This is a genomic window from Reinekea marina (assembly GCF_030409715.1).
GTDB classification, from domain to species: Bacteria; Pseudomonadota; Gammaproteobacteria; order Pseudomonadales; family Natronospirillaceae; genus Reinekea; species Reinekea marina.
In genome coordinates this window covers 665,001-679,253 of the sequence record NZ_JAUFQI010000001.1, presented here as the reverse complement: position 1 = coordinate 679,253, position 14,253 = coordinate 665,001, and the positions used below count along the sequence as shown (strand labels likewise).

Here is a 14,253-nt window from a genome sequence, read left to right as displayed (position 1 = left end):
TACTATCGCTCAACTATGGCTTTAACGCCTAAACCCAACAAGGTATCGACACCCCATAGGATCAACGCAACAACAAGGACAAAACCGATAACAACCATTGTTGTTTGAACTGTCTCTTGGCGAGTAGGCCAAACGACTTTACGCACTTCAACCCACGCATCACGGCGCAAGCGATTCACACTACGACCTTTCTCCGTAGTAGCTGCAACACCCAATGCTACGATCAACGCAACAAGCACAACAACGACACGAACAATCAATGACTGTTCAGCAAAGTAAAAATTTCCGTAAACCGTGCCCGCAACGAGAGCGACTACCACGATCCACTTAAACCAATCAAACGCACTGTTTGACGAATTCACTTGAGCATTCATGCAGCGATTACCTGTGCTGTTGATTACAAAATATGGCAGGCCAGGGGGGACTCGAACCCGCAACTTTCGGTTTTGGAGACCGACGCTCTACCAATTGAACTACTGGCCTATAACTTAATTGGGCGGCGGATTCTAAGCCAGCCCAGCGTGCTTTTCAAGCACTATCTGAATCTTTTTTAAATATTCTTAAGAAAGATTTGTTTGAACAAAAATCAGGTGCGCATGTTATTGAATTTTATGGAGATTTTCCAGTCTTTTCATAAAATACTTTAACAATTATTTTTACACGCCCACAAAAAAGGGTGCCGAAGCACCCTTTTCATAAATCTACCGACAAATTAGTCGATGATTTTAGCTACAACACCAGCACCAACGGTACGGCCACCTTCACGGATCGCGAAACGTAGACCTTCATCCATTGCGATAGGAGCGATTAACTCAACTTCCATCTTAATGTTGTCACCAGGCATTACCATTTCTACGCCTTCAGGAAGCTCACAAGCACCTGTTACGTCAGTTGTACGGAAGTAGAACTGTGGACGGTAACCTTTGAAGAATGGCGTGTGACGGCCACCTTCGTCTTTGCTTAGTACGTATACTTCAGCTTCGAACTTAGTGTGCGGAGTGATTGAACCAGGCTTAGACAATACTTGTCCACGCTCGATCTCTTCACGCTTAGTACCACGTAGAAGGGCACCAATGTTCTCACCTGCACGACCTTCGTCAAGCAGCTTACGGAACATTTCAACACCAGTTACAACAGTCTTAGTTGTTTCTTTGATACCAACGATTTCAACTTCGTCACCAGAGTTGATGATACCGCGCTCAACACGACCGGTTACAACAGTACCACGACCAGAAATTGAGAATACATCTTCAATTGGTAGCAAGAAAGGCATGTCGATCGCACGCTCTGGCTCAGGGATGTAAGAGTCTAGTGCTTCAACTAGAGACTTAACCGCTGTAGTACCAAGACCGTCGTCGTCTTTACCTTCTAGTGCCATCAATGCAGAACCTGCAATGATTGGCGCATCGTCGCCAGGGAAATCGTACTGTGACAATAGGTCACGGATTTCCATTTCAACTAACTCTAACATCTCAGCGTATTCTTCAGAACCAACACCACCACAGTCTTCAGCAAGAAGATCGGCTTTGTTTAAGAATACAACGATGAAAGGAACACCTACCTGACCAGATAATAGGATGTGCTCACGAGTCTGAGGCATAGGGCCGTCAGTCGCGCCACAAACCAAGATCGCGCCGTCCATCTGAGCCGCACCAGTGATCATGTTTTTAACATAATCGGCGTGACCCGGGCAGTCTACGTGTGCGTAGTGACGGATTGGTGAATCGTATTCAACGTGAGAAGTTGAAATAGTGATACCACGCTCACGCTCTTCAGGAGCGTTATCGATACCGTCGAATGCAACGGCAGCGCCGCCCCAAACTTCAGCACAAACACGCGTTAGCGCAGCTGTTAAAGTTGTTTTACCATGGTCAACGTGACCAATTGTGCCCACGTTAACGTGGGGCTTAGTACGTTCAAAAGTAGCCTTACCCATAAACAACGCCTCTAGTATGTTTCACATGCAAAAAAGGCAGTCACCCATAACTTGTGCTGCCTCAAGAAAATTTTAATGGTGCTCACGACGAGATTTGAACTCGTGACCTCTCCATTACCAATGGAGTGCTCTACCACTGAGCTACGCGAGCCTAACAAGTCATGGAGCGGGTAGCGAGAATCGAACTCGCATCATCAGCTTGGAAGGCTGAGGTTCTACCATTGTACCATACCCGCATTACGCAAAGTTAAATGGTGGAGGGGGACGGATTCGAACCATCGAAGCTTTCGCGGCAGATTTACAGTCTGCTCCCTTTGGCCACTCGGGAACCCCTCCAAACGGGCGCAAAGTTTGCCGTAAGGCTTCTTTGCTGTCAACTATGTATTTGAACTTTTTTCAATTAGAACAAGCACTTAGCCAACATTTCGCGTGACAACTACCCTCGCGTAACGAGGAGGTGCGCATAATAGTGATCAAATCTTAAGAATGCAAGCTTAATTGCAAATAAATCTAGTAAAATCAACACCTTCGAACTGATTAACGAGGGAAGCCAGCGTTGGATCAGCTATTAATAAAGAAGATTTGCTGTCTAACACCAGCTGAATTGCTTCGTTAAAGCGCTCTATCTCTATTGCTCGCGCTGTAATATCAACGGCAGAGAGCTCTGCTAATCTGCGCTGTGCATTCTCTTTGGTTGAAAACAACCCTAAAGACAGGCTGTTGGCTAAATCGCCTTTCGAAATAACAAAGCTTTCAAATCCTTTTGCATTAATAGCGATCATTTCACTGCGAGCTTGATCAATACTATTAAAAGGGCCTAGAACAACTTGGTACTCTCGCTTCAATAACTCTTTAGCTCTAACCTGTTTTACGTTTAGCTCCAGCGCTTTTAATCTGGACTCCACCACTGGCAAGCTGTCGGATTCTTTTAAACCCGTTATTCGAACACACTTAGCAGAGGTACTTTGGGTGCTCTTTTGGCTGGTTTGAGTGGCCTCAGCAGACTTAGCAAGACGCGCCTGCTGGCTTTCACTTAACGCTAAATTTCCGTGCTGAACAGAAAAAGAAGAGACCACCTCTTGCTCAGGTTGCTGCGCCTGCCAAGCTTGGTATCCAAATAATGATGCATTCACAAGCAACAACATGATCAGTATCCATTTCATAACGCGTCTCTATCCATCCCTATGTTTCGCCAGCCAATAGGTTTTTAGCCCATCGAATATTAAATTTCTATTTACTTTATGTTCTACGCCTAACGAGTTTGACAGATAACCTGCATCGCCACCAGTCACGAAAACCATCGCTTGGCCAGCCAAGGGCGCAACAGTTGCCTCAACGAGCGCCACGGCTGACCTTAGAATTCCGTGATTAATACAATCTTGAGTATTCCCCCCCAATTCAGCCCCGCCACTAAACTCAACCATTGGTAAAGCTGATGCATTTTGATGTAACGATTTCGCTTGGGTTAATAAGCCTGGAACGATATATCCACCTATATGCCGATTACTGTCAACAACATCAATTGTCATTGCCGTGCCCATGCTGACGACCACCTTAAACCCAGTTGGGGAATGATGCATAGCCGCCAACATATTTAACCAACGATCAACACCCAGCGATGACTCATCCTTATAGGCAAGCATCAATCCGTCTAAACCCTGCTCAACTATAGCACTACGCACCAGTATACTTGGAAACAAACCGCTCAATGTTGCCGGCGTCCACTTTTGTGTAACGCTGGCCAACACAATATTAGATATATTAAATTGTCGGATTAAAGCTGTAAGCTCAGAGCTATCCTCAATAGAGCCTGTACGGTCTTTATAACCCCACTTTAATCGCGTATTCCCACTATCCAGAAAAAGCGGCTGATCACTTACCATCGGATTGACACCTCTCCACCGTTCAGAACTTTTAAATGCCCTTCCTCATCTTGCATCAATAATTGCCCTTTATTATCAATTCCTTTAGCAACGCCGTTCACGACCAGATCACCTCTGATCATTTTAATGGGGCGATCTAACATAATATCTAGACTCCGCCACTCATCTAATAGTGACGCTACGTTTAAAACAGAACCATCACTGAATGCATCTATTGTTTCATTAACGATAGCCGCTAATAGCTCAGTACGGTCCCGCTGATTAACACCCAAGGAGGCCAAGGAACAGGTTTCATAATCGAGACCGTCTGGGTTATAGCCTACATTAAGCCCTACCCCAGCAACTAACAAAGGGTCATCTTGCGGGTTTCCTTGCATCTCGCACAAAATACCACCCAGCTTCTTTCGGTTCACATAGATATCGTTTGGCCACTTCAAGCCTACTTCTATATGACTGTATTGCCTAATGGCTCTCGCAACGGCCACGCCGACTATTAAGCTAGCACTGTAAAGCAGATCTGAGCTGAGCGGTCCCTTTCGAGCCATAGAAAACATTAGATTCTTTGCAAATGGGCTTTGCCATGCTTTGCCGCGCCGACCTTTGCCATGCGATTGCAGCTCTGTAGCGTAGATATGCCAAGACTGCCCTTGCATTGTTTTTTCAAGTGCGTCGTCGTTGGTAGAACGAGTTTCTCCGCAAACGTCGAGATGAGAGACTTCTGCTTTTACACGGGCAGGCAACAAGGATACAGCTCGGCTTTTATCGAGAAGGTTTACTGGTTCAACTAAACGGTACCCTTTTCCTTTAATCGAGTTAATATCAATCCCGAGTTCGATTAACTTTGCTACCCAAGCTGAAATTGAAGCTCGAGATACATTTAATTGATCGGCCAACACTTGGCCAGACTGATAATGATCTACCGATAGCAAACTCAGCAACTTTAACAATTGATCCAAAAAGATCCCCTTCAATTTGATTCACTTTAATTCAGGCCTGAATCTGGCGATGCTTTACCGCCACGCCTCTAAAAATAAAGCTCAAGATGGCCTTACAGAGGTCGATTTTACGGCCTTTAGCGTTGATAGTCCTAGATATTTAACTTTGGTATTGCCGATATTAGATATTTTTCATCAATTGAATAAGAAATAACAAAAATAATACTCATTTTTTTAACTTTTTCCTGTACACTATCGCGCCAATTTAACCCATTATATTAGAAGCAGCTATGTCAGAATTATCACACTACAGAAACATTGGTATTTTCGCGCACGTTGATGCGGGGAAGACTACAACCACTGAGCGTATTCTAAAGCTTACCGGTAAAATTCATAAATCTGGTGAAGTACACGACGGTGAATCTACTACCGACTTTATGGAACAGGAAGCTGAGCGTGGTATTACCATTCAGTCTGCAGCGACCACCTGTTTCTGGAAAGACCACCGCATGAACATCATCGATACTCCAGGGCACGTTGACTTCACTGTTGAAGTTTACCGTTCTTTGAAGGTATTAGATGGCGGCATTGGCGTATTCTGTGGTTCTGGCGGTGTTGAGCCTCAGTCAGAAACTAACTGGCGTTATGCGAACGAATCAGAAGTAGCTCGTTTGATCTTGGTTAACAAGTTAGACCGTATGGGTGCTGACTTCTACCGCGTTGTTGGTCAAGTAGAGAAAGTACTAGGTGCCAAGCCACTTGTTATGACTCTTCCAATCGGTATAGAAGACGATTTCGTTGGTGTCGTAGACGTATTATCTAAGAAAGCCTACATTTGGGATGAAACTGGACAACCTGAAAACTATGTAGTTGAAGACGTTCCTGCTGACATGGTTGATAAAGTTGAAGAATACCACGAGAAGTTGATCGAGACGGCTCTTGAAGTAGACGATGAACTTCTAATGGCTTACATGGAAGGCGAGCAGCCAACTGTTGAGCAGATCAAGCAGTGCATCCGTGACGGTACTCGTACCCTAGCCTTCTTCCCAACTTACTGTGGCTCTGCATTTAAGAACAAAGGTATTCAGCTAGTACTAGATGCCGTTGTAGATTACTTACCTTCTCCTACTGAAGTTGACGCACAGCCATTAACTGATGCCGAAACCGGTGAACCTACTGGTGAAGTTGCATTAGTTTCTACAGAAGAGCCTTTACGCGCATTGGCGTTTAAAATCATGGATGACCGTTTCGGCGCGTTAACCTTTATCCGTATTTACTCGGGTGTTTTGAACAAAGGCGACACGGTATTAAACTCGTTCACTGGTAAAACTGAACGTATTGGCCGAATGGTTGAAATGCACGCAAATGACCGTACTGAGTTAAGTACGGCACAAGCGGGTGACATTATCGCTGTTGTTGGTATGAAGAACGTACAAACTGGTCATACACTTTGTGATCCTAAGCACCCTTGTACTCTTGAGCCAATGATCTTCCCTGAGCCAGTAATCTCTATTGCTGTTAAGCCTAAAGACAAAGGTGGTTCTGAGAAAATGGGTGTTGCGATCGGTAAAATGGTTGCAGAAGATCCATCTTTCCAAGTTGAAACTGATGAAGATTCAGGTGAAACAATCCTTAAAGGTATGGGTGAATTACACCTAGACATTAAGGTTGATATCTTGAAGCGTACTTATGGCGTTGAACTAGAAGTAGGTCAACCACAGGTTGCTTACCGTGAAACAATTACACAGACTGTTGAAGATTCTTATACGCATAAGAAGCAATCAGGTGGTTCTGGTCAGTACGGTAAAATTGACTACCGCATTAAGCCGGGCGAGCCAGGTACTGGTTTCACTTTCAGCTCTTCTGTTGTGGGCGGTAACGTTCCTAAAGAATTCTTCCCAGCTGTAGAGAAAGGCTTCAAGTCTATGATGGACCAAGGTGTTCTAGCTGGCTTCCCAGTTCTAGACGTTGAAGTTGAGTTGTACGATGGTGGTTACCACGCTGTTGACTCCTCGGCTGTTGCCTTCGAAATCGCGGCTAAAGGCGCTTTCCGTCAGTCTATCCCGAAAGCAGGTCCTCAGTTAATTGAACCGATCATGAAAGTTGATGTGTTCACTCCTGAAGACAACGTTGGTGATGTTATTGGTGACTTAAACCGTCGTCGTGGCATGATCAAAGATCAGGAAGCGGGTGTTACTGGTGTTCGTATTAAAGCTGACGTTCCTCTTTCAGAAATGTTCGGTTATATCGGTCACCTACGTACAATCACTTCAGGCCGTGGTCAATTCTCTATGGAATTCAGCCACTATATGCCTTGCCCTGCTAACGTTGCAGAGACTGTGATCGCTGAAGAAAAAGAAAAGCAAGCTGCTGCTAAGAAGTAAGCTTACTTTTTAATATCAAACCCGAGCGCCTTTAGGTCCTCGGGTTTTTTATTGCCTTTTGGAAAGTGGTCTTTTACTGAGGCTTGGCTTCGTGCTGTGGCACTGGATCACCTAGTAGGTGTGGATGGCTTGAGCGGTCGCTGTTCGCGCGAACTACACTGCTTTACTTCGCCACCTATGGCTCAGATACCCGCTCAACCCATCAACACCCTCTAGACTTTTTGAGTTGCCACCTTCGTATTTGTTTTTAGGTAGGAGCGATCGAAGATTGCGCAGACGCGATAGCTTTTAGGTGATACAAGTAATTAACTTTGGCTTCTGTTTTCTTTCGCTTGCAGCTTGCAGCTATAGACTTGCAGCTCAAAGATCATCTCTCCGCTGCGCTCCGATGATTCCTACTACTTTGCCTTTCTGCAGACCCAACCTACTTCTCTCGCCCAAATTTTTGCGGCTTTATAAATCGTATCCATGTATGGATCTTTTATGGCGTAATAAGCATTCGAGTCATGTGAGAATCTTCTAGCAAGCTCTAGCTTTACTTGTTCATATGCCCCTTTAACATCGCTATTCGCACGAAGGAAATCACGAAATAAAATTGGGTATTCTTGATTTACTCGTCCACTCTCGCGAACGTGAATATGCATCCTTCGCTCCCCTAGAGGTTCTTTAAAAAAATGTTTTTTAAGTTCATTTGAACTAGCACTAAACCCAACTAGATTATCAAACTTGATCTCAGGCAGATGAATAAAACCTAAAGACTCTAGCGCTTTTATAATGCTTTTGTTTTCTAAATTTTCTACAGTTATTTGAATATCAATGACATTTTTTGCAGCCAGGTTTACCAAAGAAGTTGAACCAATATGATCTATTCTTTGAATGCCGCTATCTAGAATTTCTAATAATTTAGCTCGAATCGCTTCAAACTCTTCTTTCCACCTTGGCGTATAAGGAACAATTTGTATCTTTGCCGAGGATGAACTCTGCCCTGCTAAAACCTTTTCCATAAATTCTATTCGGTTTCCAAAAGGGTCACGAGATTCGAAACGTTGGTACCCAGGAATTGGAATGCTATCTGTAATCTCAATTCTATTTTTGGCTAAGCTTTCTCTAATGGCATCTAAATTAGGAACTTCATACGCCACATGGGCTTTAGTAGTTGACCTATTTGAATTATCTTCACTACCAAAGTGAATTTGAATATTGCCAGCATCTACCCAAAGGCCACCATTTTTTCTGAGAACCATGGGCTTAGGTATTTCAATTAACCCTAAAACACCGACATAAAAATCTCTCGCTGCTTGCTCGCCTCCAACAGGTATAGAAACTTGAACATGATTAACGGTCTTAATATTCAAACAAATTTTTCCTATCTATATTGAATCATTAACTGGTCGATACTACTTTTTGCTAAGCCAATGCCTTCGGTAAGCCATTTTATCGAGGCACAAAGCGAACTTTCATTGGAACCTTTGGATGCCAAATGGGAGCCGTAGCAACTGCTATATCTAATTCAGGCTCTGTTCGCTCAACTGACAGCTTTTGAAATATGGATCGAAGCAATATTTTTGCCTCCATCATCGACAGGTGCATTCCGATACATTTATGCACACCTCCGCCAAATGGAATAAACTGGTAAGGGTGTTTTTTGTCTTCTTTTCTATCAAATCGATCAGGGTCAAATTGCTCTGGATTACTCCAATACTCTTGATCTCGATGAGTTTGAAAAATATTAACGCCTGTGCGAGTGCCAGCTGGAATAGCATAGCCACTTAACTCTACATCTTTTGACAAATAACGAGGTATGCTCACCAAAGGAGGGTTAATTCGTAATGTCTCTTTAAATATATGCTCTGTCTGTTCAAGCATACTTAATGAATCGTAGCTAAACTCCTTCAGTGAATCTGCATCCTCTTGGAGCACTTTTTGCCAATGAGGTGCTTTGGTCACCTGGTAAATAAGAGACGTTATTGAGCTAGCCGTCGTATCATGTGCGGCCATCATAGTAAAAATTAGATGATCAACAATCTGTTGATCACTAAACTCAGAGCCATCTTCGTCGCGAGCACTGATCATGTAACTAACTAAGTCATCATTAGGCTCCAATCTACGTTGCTGTACTAAAGTGGTGAACGCTTCGACTAAGGTTTGCCGACCTTTGATGCCTCTATGATATTTTGTGTTAAGTAAGGGGACTCGAACTAGACCTAAAGTTCCTGCAACAGTATCGCTAAAAGCGGTTGCGATCTTTTGGCCAAACTCAGCTTTATAATCTAGCCCCAAAAACATTTTCAGTGCTAAATCTAACGTCTGCTCTTTTATGTATGGGAAGAAATCTATTTCGCGGCCACTAGCTATATCCGCTGTAAAGTCATCCGCCCAACGTTGAATTTGCTTAAAGTAGTTGAGCATTGCCGGCTTATTAAAGCCATGCTGCATTATGCGCCGATGGGTAATATGGTTTTTACCATCTTTTAGTAACAATCCATTTGGAAAAAAACTATCCAGCACAGGCTGCCAGCCGAGCCCAGTTTGAACGCTATCACTACTATTCTTAAATATGAGTTGAGCTATGTCAGGACCATGCGCTCGAACATACTCTTTGCCCAAAATCTTACAGCGATAGGTCTTACCGTGCTTCTTCATTTGTCGATCAAAAAACTTAGGGGCGTCACTGACAAATGCCAATGTGTGTAGAGTTTGTTGATACCAAGGGTCAATAGGGATATCGGTATAGGTCTTCATGCGGCAGCTCCATGACATAGTCAGATTAACATACTGCATTTTAGACTGAAGAGCACCCCCATTCGGTGTCAGTTGTCCGTTTAGTTACCAAAGCTTTGTACTTTCGGTGGCTGTGGACGGCTTTGGGGTATAGCTGCTTTTCCTTTCGCCTTAGGTGTCGGTGATCGCCTCAGGTGTCAGTGGTCGCCTTGAGCGTGTGGATGGCTTGAGTGGTCGCTGTTCGCTCATCCATGCGCCGCTTAACTTCGCCATCCATGGCTCAGATACCCACTCAACCCACCCACACCCTCAAGGCTTTATTTGTTGCCATCTTCAGTTTTATTGTTGCGTAGGAGCGATCGAAGCCTGCGGAGACGCGATCTTTTAAGGTGATGCAATGTGTTTGTCTCGCTAGCAGCTTGCAGCTATAAACTTGCAGCTCAATGGTCATCTCTCCACTACGCTCCGAAGATTCCTACAAGTTATTTGGTGCATATACCTTGTTTCTCAGCTGACCCAAGCCGTGGTGGCTGTGTGGTTGACCTCGGGTATGTGAGCCAAGGATGGCGAACTTAAGCGTACAAGGACGTATTCACCGCGACCGAGGGCAGCCATTCAGCCACCGCGGTGCAGCATGCCAATGAACGCAATCTTTTAACCTTACCCGCAGCTCGCAGTCAGCAGCCCAGAACTTTTCTTCCACACAGCAAAAAACCCGCTAGGATATCCTAACGGGCTTTGTTTTATTTGGCCGGGCTGCGGGCAGACTTGACGTTTCGTTAAGCGCATAAAAAAACCCCAGCAGATCTCTCTGCTGGGGTTCTTAGGTTTGGCGCTTGACGATGACCTACTCTCACATGGGGAAACCCCACACTACCATCGGCGATACGTCGTTTCACTGCTGAGTTCGGTATGGGATCAGGTGGTTCCAACGCTCTATGGTCGTCAAGCAAACTGGTTGTGTAACTCGTGGTGGTATATGCGCTACCACGCTTTACGCAATTGGGTACTAGAACAGCTCTCTCTTTCTTAGCCGAGGCTGAGAAAGTTCTTATATATTCAGATGTATTCAAACGTTAGCTATCAACAATCAAAACTCTTTTGGCGTTATATGGCCAAGCCGCACGGGCAATTAGTACAGGTTAGCTCAACGCCTCACAACGCTTACACACCCTGCCTATCAACCAGTTAGTCTTACTGGGCCCTTCAGGAGACTTAAAGTCTCAGGGAAAACTTATCTTGAAGGGGGCTTCCCGCTTAGATGCTTTCAGCGGTTATCCCGTCCGAACGTAGCTACCGGGCAATGCCATTGGCATGACAACCCGAACACCAGCGGTTCGTCCACTCCGGTCCTCTCGTACTAGGAGCAGCTCTTCTCAATTTTCCAACGTCCACGGCAGATAGGGACCGAACTGTCTCACGACGTTCTAAACCCAGCTCGCGTACCACTTTAAATGGCGAACAGCCATACCCTTGGGACCGGCTTCAGCCCCAGGATGTGATGAGCCGACATCGAGGTGCCAAACACCGCCGTCGATGTGAACTCTTGGGCGGTATCAGCCTGTTATCCCCGGAGTACCTTTTATCCGTTGAGCGATGGCCCTTCCATACAGAACCACCGGATCACTATGACCTACTTTCGTACCTGCTCGACCTGTCCGTCTCGCAGTCAAGCGCGCTTTTGCCATTATACTAACCGCATGATTTCCGACCATGCTTAGCGCACCTTCGTACTCCTCCGTTACTCTTTGGGAGGAGACCGCCCCAGTCAAACTACCCACCACACACGGTCCGCAACCTCGTTTCGAGGCCTGCGTTAGAACCTCAAATGTATCAGGGTGGTATTTCAAGGTTGGCTCCACAACAACTAGCGTCGCTGCTTCAAAGCCTCCCACCTATCCTACACAAATACATTCAAAGTCCAGTGTGAAGCTATAGTAAAGGTTCACGGGGTCTTTCCGTCTAGCCGCGGATACACTGCATCTTAACAGCGATTTCAATTTCACTGAGTCTCGGGTGGAGACAGCGCCCCCATCGTTACACCATTCGTGCAGGTCGGAACTTACCCGACAAGGAATTTCGCTACCTTAGGACCGTTATAGTTACGGCCGCCGTTTACCGGGGCTTCGATCAAGAGCTTCGCTTACGCTAACCCCATCAATTAACCTTCCGGCACCGGGCAGGTGTCACACCCTATACGTCCACTTTCGTGTTTGCAGAGTGCTGTGTTTTAAGTAAACAGTCGCAGGGGCCTGGTATCTTCGACTGCCAGTAGCTCAGAGAGTAAATCTCGTCACCGCCAGCAGCGTGCCTTCTCCCGAAGTTACGGCACCATTTTGCCTAGTTCCTTCACCCGAGTTCTCTCAAGCGCCTTGGTATTCTCTACCTGATCACCTGTGTCGGTTTAGAGTACGGTTTCAGTGTAGCTGGAGCTTAGAGGCTTTTCCTGGAAGTATGGCATCAATCACTTCGGTCTCCGTAGAGACACCGTCATCACGTCTCAGCCTTCACGAGCGTCCGGATTTACCTAAACACTCAGCCTACACGCTTGAACCACGACAACCAACGCGTGGATGACCTAGCCTGCTCCGTCCCCCCTTCGCACTACACTCAAGTACGGGAATATTAACCCGTTTCCCATCGACTACGCTTCTCAGCCTCGCCTTAGGGGCCGACTCACCCTGCCCCGATTAACGTTGGACAGGAACCCTTGATCTTTCGGCGTGGGAGTTTTTCACTCCCATTATCGTTACTCATGTCAGCATTCGCACTTCTGATACGTCCAGCAAGCCTCTCGACTCACCTTCATCCGCTTACAGAACGCTCCTCTACCACTCACGCCTAAACGCAAGTCCGTAGCTTCGGTGTTTGGTTTGAGCCCCGTTATATCTTCCGCGCAGGCCGACTCGACTAGTGAGCTATTACGCTTTCTTTAAAGGATGGCTGCTTCTAAGCCAACCTCCTAGCTGTCTGAGCCTTCCCACATCGTTTCCCACTTAACCAAAACTTTGGGACCTTAGCTGACGGTCTGGGTTGTTTCCCTTTCCACGACGGACGTTAGCACCCGCCGTGTGTCTCCCGGATAGTACTCACTGGTATTCGGAGTTTGCAAAGGGTTGGTAAGTCGGGATGACCCCCTAGCCTTAACAGTGCTCTACCCCCAGTGGTATTCATCCGAGGCTCTACCTAAATAGATTTCGAGGAGAACCAGCTATCTCCGAGTTTGATTGGCCTTTCACCCCCAGCCACAGGTCATCCGCTAACTTTTCAACGTTAGTCGGTTCGGTCCTCCAGTTGATGTTACTCAACCTTCAACCTGCCCATGGCTAGATCACTCGGTTTCGGGTCTACACCTTGCGACTGGACGCCCAGTTAAGACTCGGTTTCCCTACGGCTCCCCTATTCGGTTAACCTCGCCACAAAATGTAAGTCGCTGACCCATTATACAAAAGGTACGCAGTCACCCCATCACTAAGTAACCTCCCGCTTATTTAAAAACGGTTGCATTCCCGAGCGTCGCTCGGCAATGTTACTAAGCTTAGCCATCATACTAAACGACCTGCCAAGTCACTTAGTGATGGGGCTCCCACTGCTTGTACGTACACGGTTTCAGGATCTATTTCACTCCCCTCACAGGGGTTCTTTTCGCCTTTCCCTCACGGTACTGGTTCACTATCGGTCAATCAGGAGTATTTAGCCTTGGAGGATGGTCCCCCCATTTTCAGTCAAGATTTCTCGTGTCCCGACCTACTCGATTTCACTGCGGTTAGTTTTCGTGTACGGGGCTATCACCCACTACGGCGCACCTTCCCAGGTGCTTCCACTAACGTCCCCACAGCTTAAGGGCTGCTCCCCGTTCGCTCGCCGCTACTTAGGGAATCTCGGTTGATTTCTTTTCCTCCGGGTACTTAGATGTTTCAGTTCCCCGGGTTTGCCTCTCACACCTATGTATTCAGTGTGAGATAACTGTCTTATAACAGCTGGGTTCCCCCATTCGGAAATCGCGGGATATAATGCCTATTTATCGGCTCCCCCGCGCTTATCGCAGATTATCACGTCCTTCATCGCCTCTGATTGCCAAGGCATCCACCGTGTACGCTTAGTCACTTGACCATATAACCCAAAAAAGTTTCTGGCTTGATCAAACCCACCTTAACGTCGTTGTTGTCTTCGTTCACTTAGTTGCATACTGATGTATGCGCCTGCGCTCACTCAGCCAACGCCTAGTTAATGCGCGTTTTCTCGGCGCCAATTCACAAGAGAACTGACGCGTGACTGTTGATACTAGTTTTTACGCTTGAGTTGTTATTAAACGACTCTGTCATCACAACAGACGCTCGCTTAACAACGATATATCTTCATATATAATTTTGAGAACTCTTCTAGATTTTTAA

Annotated in this window: 13 protein-coding genes, 4 tRNA genes and 2 rRNA genes; 5 read left to right on the top strand and 14 right to left on the bottom strand. The window is 46.0% G+C overall.

Going from position 1 to position 14,253, the window contains the following annotated elements; translation table 11 throughout:
• Nucleotides 1–2 precede the first annotated feature (2 nt).
• From secE to QWZ13_RS03665, 9 genes are all read right to left on the bottom strand, one after another.
• Nucleotides 3–437 (bottom strand): preprotein translocase subunit SecE, encoded by a 435-nt coding sequence (gene secE, locus QWZ13_RS03705; protein ID WP_353958967.1) that lies wholly within the window; start codon nt 435–437, stop codon nt 3–5.
• Nucleotides 408–483: transfer RNA gene (locus tag QWZ13_RS03700), tRNA-Trp, on the bottom strand. Before QWZ13_RS03700 ends, secE begins: the two co-directional genes overlap by 30 nt.
• 229 nt (nt 484–712) lie before the next feature.
• On the bottom strand, nt 713–1,936 hold the full coding sequence (gene tuf, locus QWZ13_RS03695) for an elongation factor Tu (protein WP_290280576.1): 1,224 nt from the start codon (nt 1,934–1,936) through the stop codon (nt 713–715).
• 76 nt (nt 1,937–2,012) lie between these two features.
• A tRNA-Thr gene (locus QWZ13_RS03690) sits at nt 2,013–2,087 on the bottom strand.
• A gap of 11 nt (nt 2,088–2,098) precedes the next feature.
• Nucleotides 2,099–2,172 (bottom strand) — tRNA-Gly (locus tag QWZ13_RS03685).
• A 16-nt stretch (nt 2,173–2,188) separates the two neighbouring features.
• Nucleotides 2,189–2,272 (bottom strand) — tRNA-Tyr (locus QWZ13_RS03680).
• A 158-nt stretch (nt 2,273–2,430) separates the two neighbouring features.
• Nucleotides 2,431–3,099 (bottom strand): SPOR domain-containing protein, encoded by a 669-nt coding sequence (locus QWZ13_RS03675; protein ID WP_290280575.1) that lies wholly within the window; start codon nt 3,097–3,099, stop codon nt 2,431–2,433.
• 9 nt (nt 3,100–3,108) lie between these two features.
• Nucleotides 3,109–3,819 (bottom strand): type III pantothenate kinase, encoded by a 711-nt coding sequence (locus QWZ13_RS03670; RefSeq protein ID WP_290280574.1) that lies wholly within the window; start codon nt 3,817–3,819, stop codon nt 3,109–3,111.
• Entirely contained in the window at nt 3,813–4,775 is a 963-nt protein-coding gene (locus QWZ13_RS03665) for a biotin--[acetyl-CoA-carboxylase] ligase (RefSeq protein ID WP_290280573.1), read from the bottom strand. The genes QWZ13_RS03670 and QWZ13_RS03665 overlap by 7 nt, the downstream gene beginning before the upstream one ends.
• Before the next feature lie 16 nt (nt 4,776–4,791).
• On the opposite strand from QWZ13_RS03665, the gene QWZ13_RS03660 reads away from it, so the two are divergent.
• The 3 genes from QWZ13_RS03660 (at nt 4,792) to QWZ13_RS03650 (ending at nt 7,354) form a co-directional block, all read left to right on the top strand.
• Nucleotides 4,792–4,968, top strand: coding sequence for a hypothetical protein (locus QWZ13_RS03660; protein ID WP_290280572.1), 177 nt, complete (start codon nt 4,792–4,794; stop codon nt 4,966–4,968).
• 76 nt (nt 4,969–5,044) lie between these two features.
• Complete coding sequence (fusA, locus tag QWZ13_RS03655) at nt 5,045–7,138, top strand: elongation factor G (RefSeq protein WP_290280571.1); 2,094 nt, start codon at nt 5,045–5,047, stop codon at nt 7,136–7,138.
• 51 nt (nt 7,139–7,189) lie between these two features.
• The gene (locus tag QWZ13_RS03650) at nt 7,190–7,354 is read left to right on the top strand and encodes a hypothetical protein (protein WP_290280570.1); all 165 of its coding nucleotides are present in this window, start codon (nt 7,190–7,192) and stop codon (nt 7,352–7,354) included.
• A 182-nt stretch (nt 7,355–7,536) separates the two neighbouring features.
• Here QWZ13_RS03650 and QWZ13_RS03645 read toward each other — a convergent pair whose 3' ends face one another.
• Together QWZ13_RS03645 and QWZ13_RS03640 are read right to left on the bottom strand one after the other, a co-directional pair.
• Complete coding sequence (locus tag QWZ13_RS03645) at nt 7,537–8,493, bottom strand: GrpB family protein (RefSeq protein WP_290280569.1); 957 nt, start codon at nt 8,491–8,493, stop codon at nt 7,537–7,539.
• A gap of 79 nt (nt 8,494–8,572) precedes the next feature.
• The gene (locus QWZ13_RS03640; protein WP_290280568.1) at nt 8,573–9,919 is read right to left on the bottom strand and encodes a cytochrome P450; all 1,347 of its coding nucleotides are present in this window, start codon (nt 9,917–9,919) and stop codon (nt 8,573–8,575) included.
• 121 nt (nt 9,920–10,040) lie between these two features.
• Between QWZ13_RS03640 and QWZ13_RS03635 the strand changes: the two genes are divergently transcribed.
• The gene (locus QWZ13_RS03635) at nt 10,041–10,247 is read left to right on the top strand and encodes a hypothetical protein (protein WP_290280567.1); all 207 of its coding nucleotides are present in this window, start codon (nt 10,041–10,043) and stop codon (nt 10,245–10,247) included.
• Between the two features lie 11 nt (nt 10,248–10,258).
• On the top strand, nt 10,259–10,435 hold the full coding sequence (locus QWZ13_RS03630; RefSeq protein ID WP_290280550.1) for a hypothetical protein: 177 nt from the start codon (nt 10,259–10,261) through the stop codon (nt 10,433–10,435).
• A gap of 84 nt (nt 10,436–10,519) precedes the next feature.
• Here QWZ13_RS03630 and QWZ13_RS03625 read toward each other — a convergent pair whose 3' ends face one another.
• The 3 genes from QWZ13_RS03625 to QWZ13_RS03615 all read right to left on the bottom strand — a co-directional run bounded on the left by QWZ13_RS03625 (nt 10,520) and on the right by QWZ13_RS03615 (nt 13,972).
• Nucleotides 10,520–10,648 (bottom strand): hypothetical protein, encoded by a 129-nt coding sequence (locus tag QWZ13_RS03625; RefSeq protein ID WP_290280566.1) that lies wholly within the window; start codon nt 10,646–10,648, stop codon nt 10,520–10,522.
• Nucleotides 10,649–10,693: 45 nt separating this feature from the next.
• Nucleotides 10,694–10,809: ribosomal RNA gene (gene rrf, locus QWZ13_RS03620) — 5S ribosomal RNA — on the bottom strand.
• Between the two features lie 161 nt (nt 10,810–10,970).
• Nucleotides 10,971–13,972 (bottom strand): 23S ribosomal RNA (locus QWZ13_RS03615).
• Nucleotides 13,973–14,253 lie beyond the last annotated feature (281 nt).

Bases quoted from the DNA above. Each gene is read 5' to 3' on its own strand.
- tuf (WP_290280576.1), bottom strand. From the start codon at position 1,936: ATGGGTAAGGCTACTTTTGAACGTACTAAGCCCCACGTTAACGTGGGC.
- QWZ13_RS03675 (WP_290280575.1), bottom strand. From the start codon at position 3,099: ATGAAATGGATACTGATCATGTTGTTGCTTGTGAATGCATCATTATTT.
- QWZ13_RS03670 (WP_290280574.1), bottom strand. From the start codon at position 3,819: ATGGTAAGTGATCAGCCGCTTTTTCTGGATAGTGGGAATACGCGATTA.
- fusA (WP_290280571.1), top strand. From the start codon at position 5,045: ATGTCAGAATTATCACACTACAGAAACATTGGTATTTTCGCGCACGTT.
- QWZ13_RS03640 (WP_290280568.1), bottom strand. From the start codon at position 9,919: ATGCAGTATGTTAATCTGACTATGTCATGGAGCTGCCGCATGAAGACC.
- QWZ13_RS03625 (WP_290280566.1), bottom strand. From the start codon at position 10,648: ATGCGCTTAACGAAACGTCAAGTCTGCCCGCAGCCCGGCCAAATAAAA.